19 protein-coding genes are annotated in these 25,369 nt (G+C 41.0%); 4 read left to right on the plus strand and 15 right to left on the minus strand.

Annotated features, from left to right (window positions below):
- The 12 genes from PR699_RS11845 to seqA form a co-directional block, all read right to left on the minus strand.
- Nucleotides 1-180 carry a Trm112 family protein gene (locus tag PR699_RS11845; protein ID WP_004918148.1) on the minus strand — a complete coding sequence of 60 codons (180 nt, stop codon included), beginning with the start codon at nt 178-180 and terminating at the stop codon, nt 1-3.
- A gap of 145 nt (nt 181-325) precedes the next feature.
- Nucleotides 326-541 (minus strand): cold-shock protein, encoded by a 216-nt coding sequence (locus tag PR699_RS11850; RefSeq protein ID WP_004918147.1) that lies wholly within the window; start codon nt 539-541, stop codon nt 326-328.
- A 390-nt stretch (nt 542-931) separates the two neighbouring features.
- The gene (lpxK, locus tag PR699_RS11855) at nt 932-1,930 is read right to left on the minus strand and encodes a tetraacyldisaccharide 4'-kinase (RefSeq protein ID WP_014657930.1); all 999 of its coding nucleotides are present in this window, start codon (nt 1,928-1,930) and stop codon (nt 932-934) included.
- On the minus strand, nt 1,927-3,672 hold the full coding sequence (gene msbA / locus PR699_RS11860) for a lipid A ABC transporter ATP-binding protein/permease MsbA (RefSeq protein WP_004918144.1): 1,746 nt from the start codon (nt 3,670-3,672) through the stop codon (nt 1,927-1,929). Before msbA ends, lpxK begins: the two co-directional genes overlap by 4 nt.
- Before the next feature lie 35 nt (nt 3,673-3,707).
- Nucleotides 3,708-6,041: a DNA internalization-related competence protein ComEC/Rec2 gene (locus PR699_RS11865; protein WP_014657929.1), complete on the minus strand. Its 2,334-nt coding sequence runs from the start codon at nt 6,039-6,041 to the stop codon at nt 3,708-3,710.
- A gap of 612 nt (nt 6,042-6,653) precedes the next feature.
- A complete protein-coding gene (gene ihfB, locus PR699_RS11870; protein WP_004918141.1) occupies nt 6,654-6,941 on the minus strand; it encodes an integration host factor subunit beta in 288 nt (95 codons plus the stop codon).
- 55 nt (nt 6,942-6,996) lie between these two features.
- A complete protein-coding gene (rpsA, locus tag PR699_RS11875; RefSeq protein WP_014657928.1) occupies nt 6,997-8,670 on the minus strand; it encodes a 30S ribosomal protein S1 in 1,674 nt (557 codons plus the stop codon).
- Nucleotides 8,671-8,846: 176 nt separating this feature from the next.
- Nucleotides 8,847-9,530, minus strand: coding sequence for a (d)CMP kinase (gene cmk, locus PR699_RS11880; protein WP_004918139.1), 684 nt, complete (start codon nt 9,528-9,530; stop codon nt 8,847-8,849).
- A gap of 202 nt (nt 9,531-9,732) precedes the next feature.
- A complete protein-coding gene (gene aroA / locus PR699_RS11885; RefSeq protein WP_004918138.1) occupies nt 9,733-11,007 on the minus strand; it encodes a 3-phosphoshikimate 1-carboxyvinyltransferase in 1,275 nt (424 codons plus the stop codon).
- 104 nt (nt 11,008-11,111) lie between these two features.
- Nucleotides 11,112-12,200, minus strand: coding sequence for a 3-phosphoserine/phosphohydroxythreonine transaminase (serC, locus tag PR699_RS11890; RefSeq protein WP_004918137.1), 1,089 nt, complete (start codon nt 12,198-12,200; stop codon nt 11,112-11,114).
- A gap of 299 nt (nt 12,201-12,499) precedes the next feature.
- Nucleotides 12,500-14,134: a phosphoglucomutase (alpha-D-glucose-1,6-bisphosphate-dependent) gene (gene pgm / locus PR699_RS11895; RefSeq protein ID WP_004918135.1), complete on the minus strand. Its 1,635-nt coding sequence runs from the start codon at nt 14,132-14,134 to the stop codon at nt 12,500-12,502.
- A 61-nt stretch (nt 14,135-14,195) separates the two neighbouring features.
- Nucleotides 14,196-14,744 carry a replication initiation negative regulator SeqA gene (gene seqA / locus PR699_RS11900; RefSeq protein ID WP_004918133.1) on the minus strand — a complete coding sequence of 183 codons (549 nt, stop codon included), beginning with the start codon at nt 14,742-14,744 and terminating at the stop codon, nt 14,196-14,198.
- 310 nt (nt 14,745-15,054) lie between these two features.
- Here seqA and ybfF point away from each other — a divergent pair, with 310 nt between their 5' ends.
- From ybfF to PR699_RS11920, 4 genes are all read left to right on the plus strand, one after another.
- Nucleotides 15,055-15,837, plus strand: a complete 783-nt coding sequence (ybfF, locus tag PR699_RS11905) for an esterase (RefSeq protein ID WP_014657927.1) — start codon at nt 15,055-15,057, stop codon at nt 15,835-15,837.
- A 231-nt stretch (nt 15,838-16,068) separates the two neighbouring features.
- Nucleotides 16,069-18,156, plus strand: a complete 2,088-nt coding sequence (locus PR699_RS11910; protein WP_014657926.1) for a peptidase domain-containing ABC transporter — start codon at nt 16,069-16,071, stop codon at nt 18,154-18,156.
- A gap of 17 nt (nt 18,157-18,173) precedes the next feature.
- Nucleotides 18,174-19,502, plus strand: coding sequence for an HlyD family type I secretion periplasmic adaptor subunit (locus PR699_RS11915; RefSeq protein WP_014657925.1), 1,329 nt, complete (start codon nt 18,174-18,176; stop codon nt 19,500-19,502).
- A 3-nt stretch (nt 19,503-19,505) separates the two neighbouring features.
- Nucleotides 19,506-21,446 (plus strand): type I secretion system permease/ATPase, encoded by a 1,941-nt coding sequence (locus tag PR699_RS11920; RefSeq protein WP_014657924.1) that lies wholly within the window; start codon nt 19,506-19,508, stop codon nt 21,444-21,446.
- Nucleotides 21,447-22,204: 758 nt separating this feature from the next.
- Here PR699_RS11920 and PR699_RS11925 read toward each other — a convergent pair.
- From PR699_RS11925 to PR699_RS11935, 3 genes are all read right to left on the minus strand, one after another.
- Nucleotides 22,205-23,311 carry a glycosyltransferase family 9 protein gene (locus PR699_RS11925; protein ID WP_154639946.1) on the minus strand — a complete coding sequence of 369 codons (1,107 nt, stop codon included), beginning with the start codon at nt 23,309-23,311 and terminating at the stop codon, nt 22,205-22,207.
- Nucleotides 23,312-23,410: 99 nt separating this feature from the next.
- Nucleotides 23,411-24,031 (minus strand): tail fiber assembly protein, encoded by a 621-nt coding sequence (locus tag PR699_RS11930; protein ID WP_121874663.1) that lies wholly within the window; start codon nt 24,029-24,031, stop codon nt 23,411-23,413.
- Nucleotides 24,031-25,369: tail fiber protein (locus tag PR699_RS11935; RefSeq protein ID WP_336297934.1), on the minus strand; the 1,339-nt coding region annotated here is incomplete at its 5' end. The genes PR699_RS11930 and PR699_RS11935, both read right to left, overlap by 1 nt.

Below are 25,369 nucleotides of genomic sequence, written 5' to 3' on the forward strand. Positions count from 1 at the left end.
TTACTGCCCTTCGTCTAATGCAACTTTGCGAGCTTCACTTTCCAACAAAACAGGGATGCCATCACGGATAGGATAGGCAAGGTGATCGAATTTGCAAATCAGTTCAAGGTTTTCTTTGTTGTAACTTAATTTGCCATGACAGATAGGGCATGCAATGATTTCAAGTAAACGGTGATCCATGTTTTCTCCCAAATGGATTTAACTCACTTCGGGTCAGGATAACACAAGCCGATATCACCGTTAACTTTAATCTTTTTGAATACGCTCTCCTGCGAGAAATTGAGAGGATAGAGGTGCAGGAGAAACGGTACTGTTAATGATTTAATTAATAAGCAATAACGTCAGCAGCCGTTATGCCATCTGAATTGCGAGTAACAGAAAACTCGACATTTTGACCTTCAAATAATGATTTGATTTTTTTATTTGCAATTGATTTACGTGTAACAAAGATATCATCACCGCCATTTATTGGTGAAATGAATCCATAACCCTTATTTGCATCAAACCATTTAACTCGACCCATATGTAATTGAAAATTCATATTAAAACTCCTTTTGTTCTGAGAACAATAATTCTATTTATTGTTGTACTATTACTCTTTACACGTTATACCCCATGATAAATTGCCGATTTATTAAAACGCTTTAAGAGCAAGTAAACGATTACTACCGGATGTACTGTTGTTATTAATCTGTACACACTATTAAATTAACGGTCTTTCGCATACCAATCATCCACTGTAACTTAACAGCCTATTTTGACATTGAGATGACAAAACTGATGAATAAACGTGGAAACTGCGAGGAAATAGAGACGAACTCAGTTGACCGTGAATAAATCAAATATAGATACTCATTATTAATGAATTACATTTATATACATAATAAAGAGATCTACATCACGCTGGAGATATTATTATCACAGTAAATGTTTAAAGACAAGTTTTTTTATAGCGCTCTACCGTGTTTTTGATCTCACTGAGGATCTTTGCTTCCCCTGACGCATCGAAAGAAGCGTCCACAGGCAGATACCACCAATTGGCTTGGGCGAAGGATTGGCATTTTACTGCGTCTTTTTCGGTCATTAGCAGGGGTTCATTATTAGGTGTTAATGCTAACAGAGAGTGTTGTTGATACGGCTGATGATCTGCAAAAGCATGCGTTTGCACCAATTCTAACCCTTTTTTTTCTAAGGAGGCGAAAAAGCGAGGAGGATGACCTATGCCAGCCATAGCAACCACCGTTTTAAGTTCACTCACTGCACACTTTTCACCACTGAGTAAATTAACGGCAATATCCCCTTCTAATGCCATAGCGACTTCATTAGCGTTTGCTTGCCCACCATTAACGATGACGGCATTCACACTCGTTAAACGCCCCGCTCTTTCACGCATTGGCCCAGCGGGTAACCACCAGCCATTGCCAAAACGGCGTTGACCATCAATCACAACGATTTCGTAGTCTCTCGCTAACGCATAATGTTGCAAACCATCATCGGTGATGATCACGTCCAACTCATGGTTTTCCAGTAATGCTTTCACCGCCTCACTGCGTTTGGGGGCCACCGCGACAGGCGCTTTGGTTCGGTAGTGAATTAAAATAGGTTCATCACCGGCTTCAGCCGTTGTCGTCGTTGATGAAATCACTAGTGGATAGTGATCTGCTTTTCCACCATATCCCCGAGAAACCACACCAACGCGGTAACCTTCCCGAGTTAATGCTTCTACTAGCCAAATAACGACAGGCGTTTTACCATTCCCCCCTGCCGTTAAATTGCCAACAACGATTACTGGAACTGGTGCCTTCCAAGAACGGAATAACCCAGCTTGATAACTTATACGCCTAACTAACGCGATCGCCCCATACAGCAGCGAGAACGGCAGTAGTAAGATATAAAGCCATGACTGACCAGCCCAGATTTTTTCTATCATTGGCTAAACTGTATTTTATGTAGTTGAGCATAGGCCCCCTCTAGCGCTAATAACGCTTTATGGTTGCCACGTTCGATAATGCGACCATCTTGAACAACTAAAATTTCATCCGCATTTTCAATGGTTGATAAGCGGTGAGCAATCACAAGAGACGTTCTATTTTTTTGCAGTTCGTCCAGTGCTGCTTGAATAGCTCTTTCTGATTCAGTATCCAATGCAGACGTTGCTTCATCTAGGATCAAGATAGGGGCGTCACGCAACAGTGCGCGAGCAATGGCAATACGTTGGCGTTGCCCCCCCGAGAGCATCACACCATTTTCCCCAATCACCGTATCTAAACCTTTATCCAGTTTCGCGATAAAGTCCATCGCATAAGCCATTTCTGCGGCTTTCTCAATTTGCTCGCGGCTAAAACGCCCATCCGTTGCATAAGCAATATTGTTTGCAATGGTATCATTAAACAAATACACATGCTGTGAAACCAGAGCCACTTGGTTACGCAATGACTCAAGGGTATATTCCCTAATATCATGCCCATCAATACGGATAGAGCCTTTATCGATGTCATAGAAACGTGTAATCAAATTGGCAATGGTTGATTTCCCTGAGCCTGAACGCCCAACCAAGGCCACCGATTTACCTGCTGGTAAAGTAAATGAAATATCATCTAATGCAGGATGTTCTTTAGTTGCATAAGTAAACGTGACATTTTCAAATTCAATATCACCTTTCACATTAGATAATACTTTGGTTCCCTCGTCTTTTTCTTGTTCAGTATCGAGAATAGAGAATAGTGTTTGGCATGCTGCCATCCCACGTTGGAACTGAGAGTTAACGTTAGTGAGCGATTTCAATGGGCGCATTAAAGCAAACATAGAAGAGAAAACAACGGCGATTGTCCCCGGTGATAACTGTTCACGAATTTCAGGGAAACTTGCCGCATACAGAACGAACGCTAATGCAAAAGAAGCAATCAATTGAATAATCGGGTCTGAAATTGCCGAAGCAGTGACCATTTTCATTGATTGGCTACGCATATTATTGCTGACTTTATTAAAGCGCTCAGTTTCAACTTTTTGTCCGCCAAAAATTAAAACTTCTTTGTGCCCTTTTAACATTTGTTCAGCACTAGCCGTAACATGCCCCATCCCCGTTTGCATATTTTTACTGATCTTACGAAAACGCTTAGAGACGATGCGGATTGTAATAGAGACGATTGGCGCGATAACAATCAAAATGAGGGAGAGTTGCCAGCTATAGTAGAACATCATCGCAAACAAACCGATGATATAGGCACCTTCACGAATAATGGTAATTAATGCACCTGACGATGATGCCGCCACTTGCTCTGAGTCATAAGTGATACGTGATAAGAGGGTTCCTGTAGATTGCTGATCAAAAAAGCTGACAGGCATTCCCATCATATGGCCAAATAGCTTACGGCGCATACTCATTACAACTTGCCCAGAAACCCACGAAACACAGTAGGTTGAAACAAAGCTAGATGCACCACGAACAATAATTAGACCTAACATAGCGAGAGGAAGCCATTTTAAAACGTCATTATCCGCTTTCTCAAACCCTTCATCGAGTAAAGGCTTTAATAAAGAAATCATAAACGCATCCCCTGCTGCGTTGATGACTAGAGCGATAGCTGCAACAAATAAGCCTGCTTTAAACGGCGAAATAGTAGGCCATAACCGGCGAAACGTTTGTCGTGTCGAAAGGTCTTTATCAATCATGTTTTTATTACCAAACTTAATGTAAGCGCACTATTCTACTCGGGAAATGGCGGATCACCAAACCAGAGATGATACCATCTAGGGTACATTTCGATTCGATAGCGCAAAATGTTTAACTTTTCTCTTTTAAACCAGATGGTTACCTGACCTGACTCCGCTGTATTAATCCATTTAATATTATTATTTTTGTACCGTAAGTACACTTTATCTGACGGTATTTTCCAAGGACTGTATCTTGCTGAAGAGACTAATACCGTTGTTGGTGAAATTGTTCTAATGAATAGTGACGTTGATGACGTATTGCTGCCATGATGTGGCGCAAAAACAATGTCCGCATTTAATCGATGTTTATATAGTGCGGTAATTGCTTGCTCACCCTGCTTTTCGATATCACCTGTTAGTAAGATTTTATGGTAGCCATCGGTTAACATGATCACACAAGAATCATCATTATGAGACTTTTCAGCAAGCTTTTCAGGCCAAAGCACTTCAAAGTGCAGCTCTCCCCATTGCCAACGTTGACCTTTAGAGCAAGGAAGATGTTGCCCCCCTCCAAAACTGCTTCGCACATTTAACCAAGGGTATTGTTTTTTTAGAAATGGCACTCCGCCTATATGGTCAAGGTGCTTATGGCTTAGAATAAGGCCTATCGGGATAATCCCTTTTCGTTTTAAGTATGGAATGATCTGTTTTTGGGCGTTACTTCCTCCTTGCCAACGATTACCTGTATCATATAAATAGGAGACGCCTTTTTGCTGTATTACAACGGCTAAACCATGACCAACATCCAGAGTGGTTAAGCTCCATCCTTGCTCTACTGATTTATCAACCGCACTTTCAGTGCCGATGCACAATGCACTAAAACAGCCTAATAACCCAATATAGGTTCGATGCCAGCCAAATGAAATAAATACACCAATCAACCAGCAGAATAAAGAAACCCACAATGAAACGGACTGTAGCTCCATCCAAAAATCACTGAGATACGCTAATGGCTTTATTCCTATTGAAATAATGCTATCAATTAATTGCAAAATAAAATGATGGATTGCAGCACTTGGAAACAGATATAGCAGAAATGAGAGTAAGATAAGCGGTACAACCAACCAAGAAACAATAGGAACCAACCAGAGGTTTGCCCAAAAGCTCATAAAATTGATCCCTTGAAATAATCCCATTTGTATTGGTGCTAATAAGATCAATAAACCCGTTTGTAAATGCACGAAAGGAATTAACCAACCAAGGATTTTTGTATGCTGTGTAGAAGATGATACAGAAAATAACTTGAACCAATACAGTATCGCCAATACCGCAAAACTGGATAACCAAAAGCTGTCAGATAGCATAGCTAAAGGGTCTGCAAGCACAATCAAACCAATGCTCCATACCGCCCATTGCCATGAAAAATAGAGGCTCTTTTGCTGTTTGATATAGATCCACAACCCCAATGCAATTAAAGCACGTGTTGCTGGAATAGCGAAACCAGAGACCCATCCATACAGAAAAGCAAAAATGCCTCCAAATATAATAGGTATTTTGGGGCTAATAACGTAGCTGGGAAGCAAATACAGTAAGCACCGAGCAAGCCAATAGCCTAGTAAATAAGATAGCCCGATATGCAAACCGGATATGGCGATAAGGTGGCTCACACCTGTACTTTGTAATAGTGCAGATAACTCAGGCGTTAATAATGTGCGCTCACCAAACATTAAAGCATAAGTAATCGCAGCATTTTTTAATGAAAGAATTTCTTCCTTATAAAAATCTATTACCCTCTGCCGCACAGAGCAGCGAGAGTCGATCATTGTTGTTTGGGTGTTTTTTAATTTACCAATAATACGTTGTGATAGGCTATAACGTTGTTGGTCAAAGCCCCCTTCATTTAAGGATGCATGTAACGGTTTTAATAGGCTATTAAGTTGCCAAGTTTGCCCCGCACAAATAGTAACACCTGACCGATGTTTCACTTGCCATACCGCATATAATGGCGGAAACACGGTGACCCCAGCAACTTTATTAATTCTGACTTTAATGTTTTCTTTTTCTTTATTAAATAGTGGTACGCTGATAATAGTAACGTCTAATAATTGGTACTTTTTTGACAGTAGGTTTATTTTCTCAATAACATCATTAGCGTGCCAACATGCCCACAAAAATGCGATAGCTATTAATAGAAAAAACTTCAGATAACGATGTGCTTTTATAAATAACAAAAATAGAAACAAGATACCTGAAATAATGAATGAATTATTTATTGTGGGGATATGATGAATAAATAAAATCGGTAATGTGCCAATAAATATCGCGATCGCCGCTAAAGTATAGGAAAGTGATCCTCCCCGAAATAGTGTCAGTATACTGCCATACATTTCCTCACCTCTTAGTGCGCCACATGAATGAGCACCATAACGAGGCTTACCCTTTTTTGGAAAACATGAATATCAGCGATACGAGCTGCTTCCTAATACTTGATGATATCACTCAATCATATTTTTTTATTTAGGAGGGGCTTCGCAAAACTATTTTGTTTTTATTGTTAATTTAAATAATTATTGAGAGAGAGTATCGCCGTTTGGATTAAATTAAAAGTAAATGATATCGTTGTCTATATAGCTTCATCTATCTCGATTTTAGCTAAGCTAAATATCAACAACCTATATAATCTAACTACCTAAGTGGGTCATTCATGTTCGGGTAACTTGTGTCTGCATTCCAAGCCATTGCTATACCATAACCAGTTTTATTACGCTCCTAACCTATGGTGCTCTATTTTTTAGCCATTAGCAGATTGCTCCAGCCCTACGACAATACTTAAACGGTTTCCTGCGAGTCAGATAAGCAATTAAGCAGCTCACGATCCCCTTTACTGAGTGTGTCGTTTTAGCCAGAAACGCTATCAATACGTTAAAGACCCCCAATAAAAAAACGGTGCTGTGAAACACAAGCACCGTTTTGAACTAATAATTAAGATTTACAATCAATTATTGACCATAAATATTTACACGGTCACGTAATTCCTTACCTGGTTTAAAGTGAGGAACGTATTTACCTTCCAACTCCACTTTGTCTCCAGTTTTTGGGTTACGCCCAACACGCGGAGCACGGTAGTGAAGAGAAAAACTGCCGAATCCGCGGACTTCTATACGTTCACCACCAGCCAGAGTATCTGCCATATGTTCGAGAATTTCTTTAACAGCATCCTCGACCGTTTTTGCTGACAGATGAGATTGCTGGCTAGCCAGTCTTTCGATTAACTCAGACTTGGTCATAGTACCTCCCTAAACTACCGTTACGAAGGGGTAACGCCTGTTACCCCTACCTTAATTATTCGCCTTTAGCTGCTTTGAAAGCTTCAGCCATTGCGTTGTTACCGAAGCTAGTATCTTCTTGCTTGTTCACAGTAGCGATAGCGTCTTTTTCATCAGCTTCGTCTTTTGCACGAACAGACAGGTTGATTACACGGTTTTTACGGTCAACACCAGTGTATTTAGCTTCAACATCATCACCAACTTTCAGAACCTGTGTTGCATCTTCAACACGGTCACGAGAAGCTTCTGATGCACGTAGGTAACCTTCAACGCCCAGAGTCAGCTCAACAGTTGCACCTTTAGCATCAACTGCGATAACTTTACCAGTTACGATTGCGCCTTTCTTGGTTGCTGCTAAGTAGTTATTGAATGGATCTTCAGCTAACTGCTTAACGCCCAGAGAGATACGCTCACGCTCTGCGTCGACTTGCAGAACAACGGCTGCGATTTCGTCACCTTTTTTGTATTCACGAACTGCTTCTTCGCCTGCAACGTTCCAGGAGATGTCAGACAGGTGAACCAGGCCATCGATGCCGCCTTCCAGACCGATGAAGATACCGAAGTCAGTGATTGACTTGATTTTACCTTCAACACGGTCACCTTTGTTGTGAGTTTCTGCAAATTGCTGCCATGGGTTCGCTTTGCATTGTTTCAGGCCTAGAGAGATACGACGACGTTCTTCATCGATATCCAGAACCATAACTTCAACAACGTCACCAACGTTAACAACTTTAGATGGGTGGATGTTTTTGTTAGTCCAATCCATTTCTGAAACGTGAACCAGACCTTCAACGCCTTCTTCGATTTCGACGAAGCAACCATAGTCAGTCAGGTTAGTTACGCGACCAGTCAGTTTAGTACCTTCTGGATAACGTTTAGCGATTGCAACCCAAGGATCTTCGCCCAGTTGTTTCAGACCCAGAGAAACACGGGTACGCTCACGGTCGAATTTCAGAACTTTAACTGTGATTTCATCACCAACATTGACGATTTCGCTTGGGTGTTTAACACGTTTCCAAGCCATATCAGTGATGTGCAGCAGGCCATCAACACCGCCCAGATCAACGAATGCACCGTAGTCAGTAAGGTTCTTAACGATACCTTTAACTTCCATGCCTTCTTGCAGATTTTCGAGCAGTTGATCGCGTTCTGCGCTGCTTTCAGATTCAATTACAGCACGGCGAGAAACAACAACGTTGTTGCGTTTCTGATCCAGCTTAATAACTTTGAACTCTAGCTCTTTGCCTTCCAAGTGGGTTGTGTCACGAACTGGACGAACGTCAACCAGTGAACCTGGTAAGAACGCACGGATACCGTTCAGTTCTACAGTGAAACCACCTTTTACTTTACCGTTGATAACACCGGTTACAGTCTCAGCTTCTTCGTAAGCTTTTTCCAGCATCAGCCATGCTTCGTGGCGTTTCGCTTTCTCACGAGAAAGGATAGTTTCACCGAAACCATCTTCAACTGCATCCAGAGCTACGTCGATTTCGTCGCCAACTTGGATTTCTAGCTCACCCTGAGCATTTTTGAATTGTTCTACTGGGATAGCAGATTCAGATTTCAGACCTGCGTCAACCAGAACAACGTCTTTATCGATGGCAACAACAGTACCACGGACGATAGAACCAGGACGGGTTTCAATATTCTGCAGGGATTCTTCAAAGAGTTGAGCAAAAGATTCTGTCATATTAATGATCTTCAAGAGTTTTAAATTAACGTCCATTCAGCTTCCGGCCAAATGGGGTTGTTTTACATACCCCACAACTTTCCTTGTCATAAGGTGATTACCATGTTAAGCGAAAAAATCAACATAGTATTAGATGCGTATACTATCTACATTATAAGCTAAAATACAGCCAATTATTAAGATAATTGCAGAATTTTTTTCGCGTAGGCTTGTGCTTTTTCAATGACTTCCTCAATTGACATACTTGTGGAGTCCAAAATCAAAGCATCCTTCGCGGCAACTAAAGGTGCAACCGAACGGTTACGATCACGATAGTCGCGTTCTTGTATTTCGGTTAAAAGTCGTTCAAAGTTAACATCAAACCCTTTTTCCTGCAACTGCTTCATGCGCCGATGAGCGCGCTCTTCTGCGGAAGCGTCAAGAAAAATTTTGACGGGAGCGTCAGGAAAAACAACGGTTCCCATATCACGACCATCTGCAATCAAACCAGGCATCGCTCTAAATGCGCGTTGCCGGCGTAATAGCGCTTCCCTTACACGCGGAAAAGCTGCTATTTGCGAGGCGGTTTTACCCACATCTTCCGTGCGAATTTGATTTGAAACATCTTCGCCTTCTAAAATCACTTTTAACTGGTTTTCTTCTGGCACAAAGCGTACATCTAGGTTTGCCGCTAAAGGTACTAACGCATCTTCAGACTGAATGTCTACATGATGATGTAAAGCCGCTAATGCGAGAACACGATAAATCGCACCAGAATCTAAGAGTTGCCATCCAAACTGGTTTGCCAGCGCTTGGCATAATGTACCTTTACCAGCACCACTTGGTCCATCAACGGTTATTACAGGGGCAATTGCCACCATAAAAGGTCTCCTTCTCTGCACGTGGTTTCACCACCTGCAATTAAAATCTGTAGTGGTATTATACCTACTCGACGATTTTGTGAAATAAGCAGGTTCTGATGAGTCGCAGAAAAATGGTTATGCAGATATATAAATGGCGGCTAATTATGGATACTGACTGACATTGCCTCAATGCAAAGTCAGTCAGTCGAATAATTAAAATTTAGCTCAGACGGGCTAATTGTTGGAAGTAATCTGGGAATGTTTTTGCCGTGCACCCTGGATCTAAAATCGTAACAGGGGTATCAGACAAGGCAACGAGCGAAAAACACATAGCAATTCGGTGATCGTTATAGGTTTCAATTTCAGCATGCTGTAATTGCGCTGGCGGAACAATACGGATGAAATCGTGCCCCTCTTCGACTTCAGCACCGACCTTACGCAGTTCAGTCGCCATAGCATACAGTCTATCCGTCTCTTTCACGCGCCAATTATAGATATTACGGATCACCGTTTCCCCTTGCGCAAACAGTGCCACAGTACCAATGGTCATCGCCGCATCTGGGATAGCGTTCATGTCCATATCGATTCCGTTTAACGTACCTCGTTGGCATTCAATAAAGTCATCCCCCCAACGAATTGTTGCCCCCATTTTCTCCAGTACATTGGCAAACTTGGTATCGCCTTGGAGACTATTACGACCAATACCTGTCACTCTGACAGTACCACCTTTAATAGCTGCCGCGGCAAGAAAATAGGATGCTGATGACGCATCACCTTCGACTAAGTATTCACCGGGTGATTGATACTGCTGTTGCCCTTTAATAACAAAGCGTTGATATTGGTGATTATCCACTTCAACGCCAAACGTTGCCATCAAAGCTAAGGTGATATCGATATAAGGTTTTGAAACCAATTCACCTGAGATAGTAATGATTGTCTCTTTCTCAGCCAACGGCGCGGCCATCAAAAGTGCGGTCAAAAATTGGCTAGAGACAGAGCCATCAACCGATATTTCACCACCAGAAAAACCACCACGTAAGCGAAGGGGTGGATAATTTTCTTGTTCTAGGTAATCAATCGTAGCGCCACCTTCACGTAAAGCATCAACTAAATGCCCTATTGGGCGCTCTTTCATGCGAGGCTCGCCTGTTAACACAATATTGTTATTCGCTAACGACAATGCTGCGGTCAATGGGCGCATTGCCGTACCCGCATTACCCAGAAAAATTTCCAGTTCGTCAGTATGGCATAACCGCCCACCGACTCCTTGAACACGGCAACGTGTTTTATCTTCAGACAATTGGTAATTAACACCAAGCTGGCTTAATGCATTCAGCATATGGCGAATATCATCACTATCCAGTAAGTTTGTCAGTAACGTTGTGCCATTAGCCATCGCCGCTAATAACAGCGCTCGGTTCGATACACTTTTAGACCCTGGCAGGTTGATCGTTCCGTTAATTGAAGAGATAGGTTGTAATGTCAGGGATTGCATAAAGCGCAGGTTCTCCAGTACTGTTTGCCTAATTATTTATTATCGTTTTCAAAAATGAAGATAGTTAAACCCGACCCAATGCGCGGATTGGGTCGGGAAGATGATTATGCGTGGCGACGTTCAAAGTCTGCCATGAAATCAACAAGTGCTTGGACACCGGCTAATGGCATCGCATTGTATATTGATGCACGCATCCCACCTGAAACGCGGTGACCTTTTAGTGACAATAGCCCTTGTGCTTTCGCTTCTTCAAGGAATTTGTCATCCAACGCAGGATTTTGCATTTGGAAAGGTACGTTCATCCAAGAACGGTTTTCGACCGCAACGCGGTTAATATAAAATTCACTATCATCGATTGCGTTATACAACAATTGTGATTTTTCATAGTTGCGTTTTGCCATTTCCTGCAAGCCGCCCTGCTCTTTCAACCACTTAAAGACCATGCCTGATAAATACCAAGCAAAAGTCGGCGGTGTATTAAACATCGAGTCATATTTTGCTAAGGTTGTATAATCAAATATTGAGGGTGTCTGCTTTGAAGCTTTGCCCAAGAGATCTTCACGGATAATAACAATGGTAAGACCCGCTGGACCAATATTCTTTTGTGCTCCTGCATAAATCACGCCATAACGGCTAATATCAATAGGTTTAGACAGAATCGAAGATGAATAGTCCGCAATGATCACTTTGTCTTTCGGGAAATCAGGTTCTTCATGGATAGCTAGGCCATCAATAGTTTCATTAGGGCAATAGTGAACATAAGCCGCATCTGAGCTTAATTGCCATTCGCTCATCGGTTTCACACCCACAACACCGTCTTTTTCTTGTTTGACTTGGATAATGTTAGGAGTGCAATATTTTTGTGCTTCTTCTGCCGCAGATTCCGCCCAATAGCCACCAACAATATAGTCTGCCGTGGTTTTATCGCCCAACAGATTCAGCGGTAATGCAGCGAAATGACCGCGAGCACCACCATGGCAAAATAGTACTTTATAATTTTGCGGAATATTTAATAAATCACGTAAATTTTGCTCTGCTTCCTCCGCTATCGCAATAAAATCCTTGCCGCGATGGCTAACTTCCATAACAGAAACGCCTAAGCCTTTCCAGTTACAAAATTCCTGTTCAGCACGACGCATGACTTCAACAGGTAGCATGGCAGGACCCGCACTGAAATTATAAACCTGACTCATTGATTTCACCCTATCTTCAATTTCAACAATGTTTGTTAAATTAACTCAGTAACTATGGTTGTATCATCACCTGTCACTTGCTGCAACGGTTATTGTCGAGTTGATGGGAAATACGATAAGTTGAATTTATTGATAAAAAAGAGAGGAATTTTGTTAATCCCGTCACAACAAATACCACCACAATATTATGAAGCGATAGTGGACGAATAAAAAATATAATCCCGATTATGGCCTGTTTTGCATAATCGGGATTTGAAAATATTTTGCTCTAGCCAGTTAGGCATTAATGATACGGCTGATTAAGCAATAACCTTATTCACAATCTCTATTGCTTCTTGTTCAATTTGGCGTAAATGCTCTTCGCCACGGAAACTTTCACAATAGATTTTGTACGCTTCTTCCGTGCCGGATGGACGAGCGGCAAACCAACCATAATCGGTCATGATTTTTAGCCCGCCAATAGAAGCGCCATTACCCGGTGCCGTCGTTAAACGTTGAGTGATCTTATCGCCCGCTAAAGAGTCCGCAGTGACCATCTCTGGCGACAACTTACTGAGTTTCGCTTTTTGCTCATGGGTGGCTTTGGCTTGAATACGACTATAAATAGGCGCACCAAATTTTTCGGCGAGTTTGTTATAACGTTGCTGAGGGTTTTCCCCTGTCACCGCAGTAATTTCCGCCGCTAGCAAACATAAAATGATACCGTCTTTATCTGTCGACCAAGGTGTGCCATCAAATTTAAGGAAAGACGCTCCGGCACTCTCTTCGCCGCCGAAACCCAATTTTCCGTTAAACAAGCCATCGACGAACCATTTAAAACCAACGGGTACTTCGACAAGTTCACGTCCAATATCGGCAACAACACGGTCAATCATGGCACTTGAAACGAGTGTTTTCCCGACGGCGACCTCTTTCCCCCATTGTGGGCGATGCTGGAATAGGTAATCGATCGCGACCGCAAGGTAGTGGTTTGGATTCATTAACCCTGCTGGGGTGACGATACCATGACGGTCATAATCAGGGTCGTTGGCGAATGCTAAGTCAAACTTTTCTTTCATCCCTAATAGGCCAGCCATCGCCCAACGCGATGAGCAATCCATGCGGATCACACCATCATGATCAAGCGGCATAAAACGAAATGTTTGATCTAATTGATCATTCACCAGTTCAAGATCTAATTGATAATATTCAGCAATCTTGCGCCAATATTCGATGCCAGAACCACCGAGTGGGTCGACACCTAATTTTAAACCTGCTTTTTGAATCGCCTTCATATCCACCACTTCACCCAGTGCGGCGACATAAGGCATGACTAAATCTTGTTCGGTGACATAACCACTGACCAGCGCATCTTCAAAAGAAATACGCTTAACACCCGTAAGGCCGTTTGCGAGTAATTGATTTGCTTGCTTTTCGATAACCGATGTTAAATCGGTATCAGCAGGGCCACCATTCGAGGGATTATATTTTATACCGCCATCTTCTGGTGGGTTATGAGAAGGTGTAATGACAATTCCATCCGCAACATCTTGATGGGATTGATTATAACTGATAATCGCATGGGATATGGCAGGCGTCGGAGTAAACCCGTTATCGGCTTGGATAACCACATTGACTTGGTTTGCAGCTAACACCTCAATAACCGTAATAAATGCCGCTTCAGACAACGCGTGGGTGTCTTTGCCGACAAAGCATGGCCCTGTTAGCCCTTGCTTTTTACGTAAATCAGCAACCGCTTGAGCAATAGCAAGAATATGATTTTCGTTGAAATTTTTCCTACTTGCACTGCCTCGATGCCCCGATGTTCCAAACTTCACTGCATGTTCAGGGTTACCGACTTGTGGTTTTAGTTGATAATATTGAGCGGTTAGTTGTGCAACATTAATCAAATCTTTCTGAAACGGAAGCTGCCCTGCGCGTTCATGTATTGTCACTTGTTATCTCCCAATGCACTGGTGCCCTATTTGTGACACCAGCGATGCCTCAATTTTTCGATTAGATAGTATTACAAACTTTCTCAATCACATTGGCAGGGAACTGCATTTCCTGCATGATTGCTTCAACCATGCTGCGTTTGCGATTGGTATTTGTGTTGGTGATCACCCAAAATGGCGTTCCCGGAATATGCCGTGGTTTTGACTGCTTACCTGCGGCTAACAGTGTTTGCTCATCGCCAGCAAAATAGACACGCGTACGACCATGCATTGACTCTGTCGCATTAGCAAAAACAGTGGCGTCTAAGCTATAGAGTGTCGATAAAATTAGCATAAAGCGGTCGATGGCTTTGCTTTTTTCTGCATAAGCATCAGAGAGTAAAAGCTCCCTCATCACCCTAACTGGATTTTGCGGCGTAATGGCTGTTTTTTTTGTCTCGACCGCCTGCTGCGGCGGCTGTTCGTTGCCGAGTTCTTTAACGACTTGTACTGGCTGACCGGACTTTAAATTTAACATACGGCGCAAAATATCCGATGCACTTTCACCGATATGCAGTGTGTGGCTGGCAATATAGCGGTAAAGCTCTTCATCAACTTCTATCGTTTTCATTTTTTCCCAGTACTTTTTTAACTAAAATTTGCGTTGGGATTATAAGATAGATTTCAAGAAAACAAAACAATTAAAATTTCAATAACTTAAAGTAAACAGCACACTAAGTTCAACGATATTTCAGTAAGTTATCATCTGATTGGTGGTTTTATGTTTAATCAGAAAAAAATACAATAATGAGAAGAATGAGACCTTAATATTCCATTTATTCTTTTATTGATAGCATTGAATAATTAATCGACCCGTTTGGATTTTGCTAATGTACATGCCATCATATCGTTAAAGAAGATAAATAAGCTGAAAATGAACTATGACAAACCTGCTAAACCATACTATTCATAAACCTGAAGCTCCGGTATCGTCTACCCCTGTCGTGCTGATCCACGGATTATTTGGTGATCTCAATAATCTCGGTGTATTAGCCCGCGATTTACAAAAATATTTTGTCACCATCCAAATTGATGTCAGAAACCATGGCGACTCATTCCGTGCCACGACAATGGAATATCGCCAAATGGCACAAGATGTCATGACACTCTTACAATCCCTTGGATATGAAAACGCCATTTTGATTGGTCACTCCATGGGCGGGAAAATTGCGATGGCAGCAACCGAAATTGCCCCTCATTTCGTAGAAAAAGTTGTGGCTATTGATATGGCGCCTGTCGCTTATCAAGTTCGCCGCCACGATACCATTATTGCGGCTCTCGAAGCGGTGACCCACGCTGGCGTCAAAAGCCGCCAAGACGCGACGGTAGTCATGCGCGAATACCTTGATGAAGAGAGTGTCATTCAGTTTTTACTCAAATCATTCCGCCAAGGCGAGTGGAAATTTAACCTGCCTGCCATCAAAGAAAACTATGAGTCTATTATTGGCTGGGAAACCGTTCCGGCTTGGGATAAACCTGTTCTATTAATCCCCGGCGGTAACTCCCCTTATGTGCAAGCCGAATATAGAGAAGAGATTGCCGCACAGTTCCCAAATGCGAAAGCATGGGTCGTCGCGGATGCAGGGCATTGGGTTCATGCAGAGAAACCAGATCATGTACTTAGAGCCATACACCGTTTCTTAGATTTGCCCGAATACCAATAAATTCAAGCTTTATTTATAATGAAGGGAATATATAACCCTTCATTATAAACCAAATAAGAACCAATAATATATAAGACAAACTTCAATACACTGATAACTATTATTTCTGTATTATCTCTGTGAAAACTATCCATGCTATTTCATCTATTATTGCTAACATTATTTTATCAGCAATAAATATCAACCATCCTATATGACAAGCAATAACCCAAAGGAATATTCACAGAAAAAATGGAAAGTGAAAATACTCAGTCAGCACTCTACTTTATTGGCATCATCATTAAGTTAACAAGTGATATTAGTCAAGACGAGTTTAATACCATCACCGCAGAGAAAGAAAGTTTCCGTGATACATTAAAAGCGCTTCAAAACAAGCTTAATATAAAGTGTAAATATAAAAATCAAACCAATAAAAACATTAGTAAGATAGATTCTCCTTCTATTATTTATGATAATGATAACGTAGCTTATCTATTAGCTAATTTTAATCATGAACAAGTTCTTATTCAGCGATTTGGTAACCATCCTCCAGAATTATGGAGTATGGATAAGTTTATCCAAATGTGGAGTGGTAAATGGCTACAGGTTAAAACCAAACAAAGCCAATTTGATATTACTTGGTTTAAAACAGAATTTTTGAAATATAAATATATTATCGCTAGCGTTTTATTATTTTCATTTATTTTGCAAATACTCGCATTAGTGACACCAATTATTATCCAAGTCATTATGGATAAAGTGTTAGTGCATAATAGTATGATGACATTAGATCTGCTGATCTTTGGTCTTATTATTGCCGCCATCCTTGAAGTGACGCTTAAAGGGCTGCGTGAGTATGTTTATAACCATACCGTTAACCGTATCGATATGACTTTAGGGTTAAAGTTGGTCAATCATTTACTACATCTGCCCCTTTCGTTTTTTAAAACTCGGCAAATTGGTGCAATCGTTACACGCGTTAAAGAGCTAGAGACTATTCGCGAGTTTTTGACAGGAAGTTTTTTTACACTCTGTGTTGATGTGCTCTTTTTATTTGTTTTTCTTTATGTCATGAGCCTATTATCCTCAACCTTAATGTTGGTTTTTTTATGCTCAATTCCCTTCTATTTATTAGTTGCTTGGTGGCTGACGCCTAAAATTGAGGCCGCGGCCCATAAGCAATTTGCAAATATTGCCATCAACACCTCATTTTTAACCGAAAGTATTAATGGTATTGAAACAGCCAAAAGCCTCTCAATAGAGCCCAATTTTACTCGCCGCTGGGATCAGCAAACTTCTGATATGAGTCATACGACATTTGCGGCAGGCCAAATCAACTCCCGCTCTGAACATATTGTGATGGTGATTGAGAAATTAACCAGCGCCGTTATTTTGTGGATTGGTGCCTCTGAAGTCTTAGCCTTACAGCTTACTATTGGTCAATTTATTGCATTTCATATGATGGTCAATCATGCAAGCCAGCCTCTTGTTAAGTTGGTTAAGCTCTGGGGGGATTATATTAGAACCAAAGTTGCCATTGAAAAATTAGCGCAAATTATCAATTTGCCGACAGAGCAAACAAAACAAGCAGATAATAACACCTTAAAAGGCCATATCCATTTGCGTAATATCTCTTTTCGCTATCAACCTGACATGCCTTATATTCTCGATAATTTTAATTTATCGATTCAGGCTGGTGAAACATTAGGCATTGTTGGTACATCTGGCTCAGGGAAAAGTACTCTTGCACGTTTATTACTCCGATTATATACCCCTGAGAAAGGAACGATCCTATTAGATGGCACTCCTCTTTCATCGATGAATATTCATTCGCTCAGAAGGCAAATTGGCATCGTATTACAAGAAAACTTTCTTTTTAACCAAACCGTTTTCGATAATATTGCGCAAACTTATCCCAATGCGTCAATGGATGAAGTCATACATGCCGCCAAAATGGCGGGGGCCCATGATTTTATCTTAAAATTACCGATGGGTTATGACACCATATTATCCGAAGGAGGCGCATCACTGTCTGGGGGACAACGCCAAAGAATTGCTATTGCACGTACACTGCTCGCCGACCCTAAAATTATTATTTTTGACGAAGCCACCAGCGCATTAGATGATGAGTCTCAAGCTATCATTCAAAAAAATATGCAGCTTATTGCTCAGGGCAGAACGGTAATTACGATTGCTCATCGCCTTTCTACTATTCGTCATCACCAACGTATTATCGTGATGCAACAAGGCAAAATTGTTGAACAAGGAAGCCATCAACAATTACTTGAGCAAGGCCAGTTTTATCAACATTTATGGGCGTTACAGCAATCTTTTAAATAATGACACGGATGTTAGTTATGAAACAAACAGCAGCAACGACACGGTATAACCATTTTTTACCGTCACATTTAGCACTATTAAAAAGCCCGCCGTCTTACCTAGCCTTAACAACGGCCATCATTATCAGTATTGGCATTTTATTTGCGATTATTTGGTCATATATCGGTAAATTAGATATTCAAGCGACGACACAAGGCCGATTGGTCGTTTCCGGGCGAACACAAGTTATTCAAGCCTTTGAGCTTAGCCGCTTACAACATATTTATGTGGCTGATGGACAACACGTCAAACAAGGCGACCCATTATTAAGTGTTAATGTCTTAGGGATCAATCAAGATATTCATAATCTTAATTATCAAATTCATTTTCAACAAATTGAAAAATGGGTACATCATGCGTTATTAAATCAAATCTCCCCTGAGCTCACTCCGGAGTTTGCTAAATTATTACCTACAGAGCAGCAACGCCTTTTAGAAAGCTATCAAAGCTTAAAAAATGAATATGATGCGTTACTCAATGAGATTGATAATGAAATAATATTGAATAGAACTCATTATTCGGCAAGAGAGCGTGAATTAAAAGACGTTAATACTTTGATCATCAATATACAAAAACGCCTTGATGCCCATCGGGTATTAAATAATCAGCAACTGATTAGCCAAAAAGAGTTTTTGGAGCAAGAGCGTGAACTGTTAATGGCGAAAAAAGAGAAAACCTCAAAATTATCCGAGCTAGCGATCCTCAATAGTCAACATTCCGCACTACATGAAAAACGTCACCGACTACAGACACAGAAAACCCAAGAGTGGTATGAAAAATATCGCCAAGCTGAATTTAAATTAGTTTCAGCGGAGCAGGAATTACTAAAAAACCAAGAAAGAGAGCAGTTAAAAATTATTCGTTCCCCTGTAGATGGTACAGTACAACAACTCGCGACCTATACTTTAGGTGCCGTATTACAGCCAGCTCAACAATTGATGGTGGTTGTGCCCAATAATGACGTGCAATTAGCCGAAGTCAAAATTCTCAATAAAGACATTGGATTTATTCGTGAAGGCCAATTAGCAACGGTCAAAATAGATGCTTTCCCCTACACACGCTATGGCACTATCGATGGTGAAGTCATTTCGATTTCTAGAGATAGCACCCAAGACGAGCAATTAGGTTTGGTTTTTTTAGGACAAATAGGTTTAAAGAAAAAAAGCCTATTGGTTGAAGGCAATCACATCGAATTAACCCCCGGTTTATCGGTCACTGCCGAAATTAAAACCGAAAAACGTCGCGTCATCGATTATTTACTTAGCCCTATTCAAGAATATACCACCACCGCCATGAGGGAAAAATAATCCATGACTGCGACTGAAACAAATTATGGTTTAGAGGCTTTAGTGTGGGTGGCAAACCATTATCAAAAAAATGTCACTAAAGACCAATTAATGCATGCTATTGGCATGAGCTCTGATTCACCGACCGACTGGGAGCTTAGAGAATGTGCCCACATTATAGGCTATGAAAGTGAGCTTGATGATTTAGACAAACAGCAAATTGCTAACCTTCCCCTTCCTGCACTAATTCGTATTCACGATGTTTGGTGGGTGCTGGCAAACAATCATGAGGGGGCGTTAGTGTTAATTCACCCCACACAAGGTGAACTTTGTCTGTGGCATGAACATAATACAGAGGTAAATAGCCGCTTTGCCGTGTTATTAATCAAAGAACAATTTGAAGCCGAGCAAAAAAGAAAGTTTGGTATTGGCTGGTTTATCCCTTCAATATTACGTCAGCGCGCCCAATTAAAGAATGTTTTTATCCTTGCAGCTGTCGTGCAACTTTTTGCCTTAGTTAGCCCATTATTATTTCAAAATGTCATTGATAAGGTACTTGTTGGACGTAGTTTAAATAGCCTTCATGTCTTGGCAATAGGCATTATTAGTATTGCCTTTGCAGAGCCGCTTTATAGTTTTCTTCGGAATAAAATTTTTAGCCATACCAGTACACAAATTGGCGCTGAATTATCAGGAAAACTCTATCGGCACCTAATGGCACTACCATTGGGCTATTTTAAGCGGCGCCCTACAGGGAAAATTATCGCTCGAATTCGTGAAATGGCCCATATCCGCCAGTTTTTAACTGGCTCTACCTTGATGCTATTTATCGATTTACTCTTTGTTAGCCTTTTTATTGCCATTTTGTTTACCTATAGCGCCATTATGTCATGGCTTCTCATTGGCTCTTTGGTCATCTTTTTTATTTTATGGATGATACTCGGCCCCATTATTCGGCAACAAACAGAGAAGTCCTATCAAGCCGATGAAAATGGGCTAACCTTCTTAACAGAGGCTGTCACAGGGATTGAAACGATTAAAACGACAGCAACTGAAACCTATTTTTATCGTCGCTGGCAAAAGTTACTCAGTAAACAACTTATTCAAGGTTTTAAAGTCACCTTGCGTAGTGAGGTCGCCTCACAGCTAATGGCTCTCGTCAGTAAAATTACCACAGCGCTGTTGCTTTGGGTGGGTGTCAAAGAGGTGATGAATGGGGGGATCACCCCCGGTGAATTGGTTGCCTACAATATGTTAAGCGCTCATGTCACTCAACCTGTACTTCGATTAGCGCAAATATGGCAAGATTTTCAGCATACCATTATCTCTCTTCGCCGTGTGGGGGATATTTTGGATGAGCCTATTGAAAATGAACGAAAAGGCATTGTCAGTTCGGCATCTATTCAAGGCCGTATTGAGTTCCAAAATATTCGTTTTCGTTATCAACCCGAAGCCCCAGAAGTGCTGAGTCATCTTTCATTATCCGTTAAAGCGGGAGAGTTTATCGGTATTACTGGGCCTTCAGGCTCTGGAAAAAGTACCTTAACGAAACTACTGCAACGGTTATATATTCCACAACATGGTCAAGTGATTGTCGATGGGATGGATCTTGCGGTTAGCGATACGGTTGCTCTGCGTCGCCGCATGAGTGTCGTACTTCAAGAAAGTATGTTGTTTGTCGGTACTATTGAAGAAAACATTCGTTTGAGTAAACCACAAGCCAATCATGATGACGTTGTGGAAGCGGCTAAACTTGCAGGCGCCTATGACTTTATTATGTCACTTCCTGAGCAGTTTAGCTCCCCTCTGTCAGAGCGTGGACTGAATCTTTCGGGAGGGCAGCGCCAGCGCATCGCACTCGCTAGAGCGTTACTGACAAAACCGGATATTTTGATTTTGGATGAAGCTACCTCGGCATTAGACTATGAATCACAGGATGTGCAAATATTGCTTAATGATTTTTAGCTAGCAAAGCCGCACTACAAGCCAGCCAGCATTTTTGCGATTTGCTTATTTTTGCCTATTTTTATCGATTCCTCTCATTTTTGTGTCACAATTTCGGCACAGTTCGTCACAGTGATATCTGATAACATTACGACCAATATTGATATCGCGCCATTGTCTGACTGCTTATAATTAACTCCAGACTTTATTGGAGGGTTTATGACCAGTACGCAACTTATCTTACTCGCACTTACTTGCATCAATGAAAATAGAGAGCCGTCTCACACTGAACAATCACGTATCTATGTTTTCTATAAAACAGAGATAGATGACAAGGCTATTTCGATCAATGAGTTTATACTCTTACTTTCTAATTCATCTTTGTACTGCCAGATAGAGCAACCAAAAAGGGCTCCAGTAATTGAGTTCATAGAAAGTTATCTAAGCAGTTCTGCTGATAAATCACACGCAAGAAAGTAGAATAATCATGCACAATCTCGCAAATCTAACTCAGTGAGTAAGAGATTTCCGCGGGGGTATACAGCAAAGAAGATTAGATGTCTTCCTCGGCTTCAATTTCGGCGTTCTTAGCCTCCTCCGCTTGCCTATCCGCCTCCTCTTTCGCCAATCGCTCGGCTTCTATCTTAGCGAGTCTCTCAGCTTCAACTTGCTTTTTGCGTCACAATTCCGGCTCTGTGGCTAATTCGAATGATGTTTGTATCCTGAACCAGTAAAAAATGCTTAATGTGATGAGAAACCACCAAACCGGTGGCTTCTCATTATCGGATACATTTTGGGTTTAAATCTGCATTCATTGCGGCTATAAGCACGGAAACATCAAAATTATGCATATTATCCCCCTCTTCCGTATTTACATGTTCTGACGTTGTTAATTGTCTTGCATTCACATTATTTGGTCCAAAAAGAATATTATTATTTTGTTTCAAATTATGAATTCTATTATTGTAAATACAGTATTGAGTAATACCTAATGCACTTGCTAAATGAACCATTGCGGTATCAACTGTAACAATAATATCTGCATTACTCGCCAATGCAAAAGATTTTCCTGCGTCATTAAAAGGGTTTAATGTGACATTGTCAAAATCGTTACACGAAATATTCTCACCCATATTGAAAACAACGGTTTTAAAACCCCTCAGTGTATTTAAGTACGCTAAAATACAATTTACTTGTTCCATTGATAATGAACGTATCTTTTGAGAACCGAACGGGTTAAATATAATCAGTTTTTTATTTTCTTTTATAGCATTAGCATATTGATGAGCCGAGTTAAATGCAGCATTAGTAAATGACAAGGAATAATGATAGCTATCACTTTTAATTTCTAAAAAATCAATAATTTTCCGCATTCTTTCAGATAAGTGCACATCATCTTTAGTATGTAAATTAACATCAAAAATCGTTTGTTCCGGCTGATCGAAGCCTATCGCAAACCTGGGCTTTAGCATAAATAAGGTTTTCAACCTATACATAATAGTATGGTCAAAATCAAAAGTATCAATGACTAAATCAATGTTAACTTCTTTTAGCTCTTTTACTAATTGACGAATATTTTTTTTCTTATAAGGGAAAAAACCATCAACCCCTATGATATCTAAAAATAAAAAGCTAACTCTCTCAGGAGCAACAATGAAAACTTTCTTTCCAGCTTTTCTAAGTTCAGATATCAAGCCTGACGTAATTATCCCATCTCCAATCGCTTGCCCATGCATAAAAATACATACATTAGTATATATAGGTAATTTTTTTTGCCTGCTTCTATAAAAAAGCTTCATGTATTTGAGTTTTAAACGTGTTTTTATTTTCTTAGTTTTAATGTTTCGCTGCCTATTTAATCTTCTAATACAATCCCAAAAAAACATAATTACCCTTACATGTTAAACGGCTCACAGGAGGGTAATTATGCATTCGCTGCATGTATTTAACAACTCCATCCTTGGAATTTTGATATGTTTACGTAATTAATATGGTTTTTCTGGCCACTCAATATCAGGTGCCAATGACGTATCAACACGGTTTAACAGGACGCGGTATTTTTTCCACTCTTGCAGTGCTGCTGTTTCAGTTTCAGTAGCTAAACCCACGTCAACAGCCTCCTGCAAATACGTGATTGTGTCATTCGCTTCATTCAGTCTCTGGGCTTTTTCATTGTCAGCCTCTGCAACTAACGCCGCTTTTTGTGCTTCCGTATCAGTGACCCATTTTTTACCGTTCCACTTATCAAATTCTGTTTTTGGCTCTAAGAGTGTGAGTGTATCGGGTAAATCGCCGATAAAATCGACTTCAACAGGCTGACGGGTCTCTGTGTTGTACGCTGTTTTACCTCTGTGGTCTGTGACATGCAACCATGATTTTCCATCTTCACTACGTACGATAGCTATATCGTCTTTTTCTGGTAATTGTGGCACATCTAAATAGGCTCCCGCAGGTAAACCACCGCCGATAGTGATATGTTCCATCGTCGCACCGACATACTCCCGCGTTGCTTCGTTGATGCAATAGGTTTTTACCCAACCTGTCTGTGACACATAGCCATCTTGTCCGATTTTGCCTTGAGTGATTTCTAAATTATATTTGTTCATTATGCTGCTCTCACGATATATAAAAATGCAATGTTACGGGGGCGATTTTCGTTTGCTGTTGGTACAACACGCGATGCGTCAAATGTATAAGTACATCCAGCGTAGTCAACTTCACGGTTTGAATATATTCCGCCGCGATTTCTTGAAAAGGCCCCGCTAGCTTGTCCGCTCCAGTCACTATTCCGATTCGCAAGACCATTATTTCCGAACTCACCTGTAATATTCCTGATAGCATCCCCCTGAGGGGATAGGACAGTTCGATTACTATCAATGTTACGACCCGCATCAAGACCTCTGATAAACTCGCCACGTAAATCAGGTAATACACCAGATGGGTAAGCTTGCGATAAAAGAGGATACGTTGTTTTATTGAATGATTGACCGTTGCAGATTAAATACCCCGTCGGGGCTGTAGCTTGAGGCCAAGGTAAAGGAACACCGACAAGACAATCGCTAAGATGTTCTGCTGTTCCTGAAGCTTTTAAATAACCGTTACGATCAACTGTGGTATTTGCTTCGTTATAATCTACTTTCCACTCACTCCACGCACCATTATCAAAAGAGCGCCTGTAGGTTAGCGGCAGTAAAGCACTTGCTCTAAAACAAACTTGAGTCGCGTTAAGTGAAGTTTGCATGTGAATTAAGCATAAATACGCTGCTCGCACAGGTAATTCTGGTTGTTCACTTGATGAATTTGTATAGATACCTGTTTTATTAATTAAATCCCAATTATTACTTGTTATTGCATTTGCACCGATCCCATAATCACCAGCTCTTGCTATTTCCTTATCACCGATTAACGCTTTACCACCTGCGGTTAATTTTAAAGTTATTCCGGAACGTGTATTACTCAACACAAAATCATTTGTTGCGTTTGTATAACCAATCAATCCACGTCGATTACCTGATGAGTCAAGAAAACCAATACTATGTGACTGAGTGTTATCTGTATTTTGAAGTGCTATAGCTTGACCACTAGCGGTGATTATCCCCCCAGTTTTATCAAACTTTCCATTTAACCCACTCTTTAGCGCCGTATTTGTCGCATAATCCCCCGCTGGAGCATAGTTTCCCTTTGGTTGATACTTAGTGTCAGACTCCGTCTTGTTGTAATAATTACCTAACCCCAAAAACACACCCAGCGTAGACCATGCAGCTTGCGATTTATCAGGTTGCTCACCTTTGGTTTCTTTAATCGAAACATAGACAACACTGTTAAATTGAACAATGGCGGTTTTCGGGTAAGACAGCGTGGTATCCCACTCTGCAACACCACGCTGCGTCAAATACATCAACCACTCATCAACACGCTTACCAATGGCATTAAACCATTCTAAC

Source organism: Providencia sp. PROV268, from assembly GCF_028477805.1.
In the GTDB taxonomy this organism is placed as follows: Bacteria; Pseudomonadota; Gammaproteobacteria; order Enterobacterales; family Enterobacteriaceae; genus Providencia; species Providencia stuartii.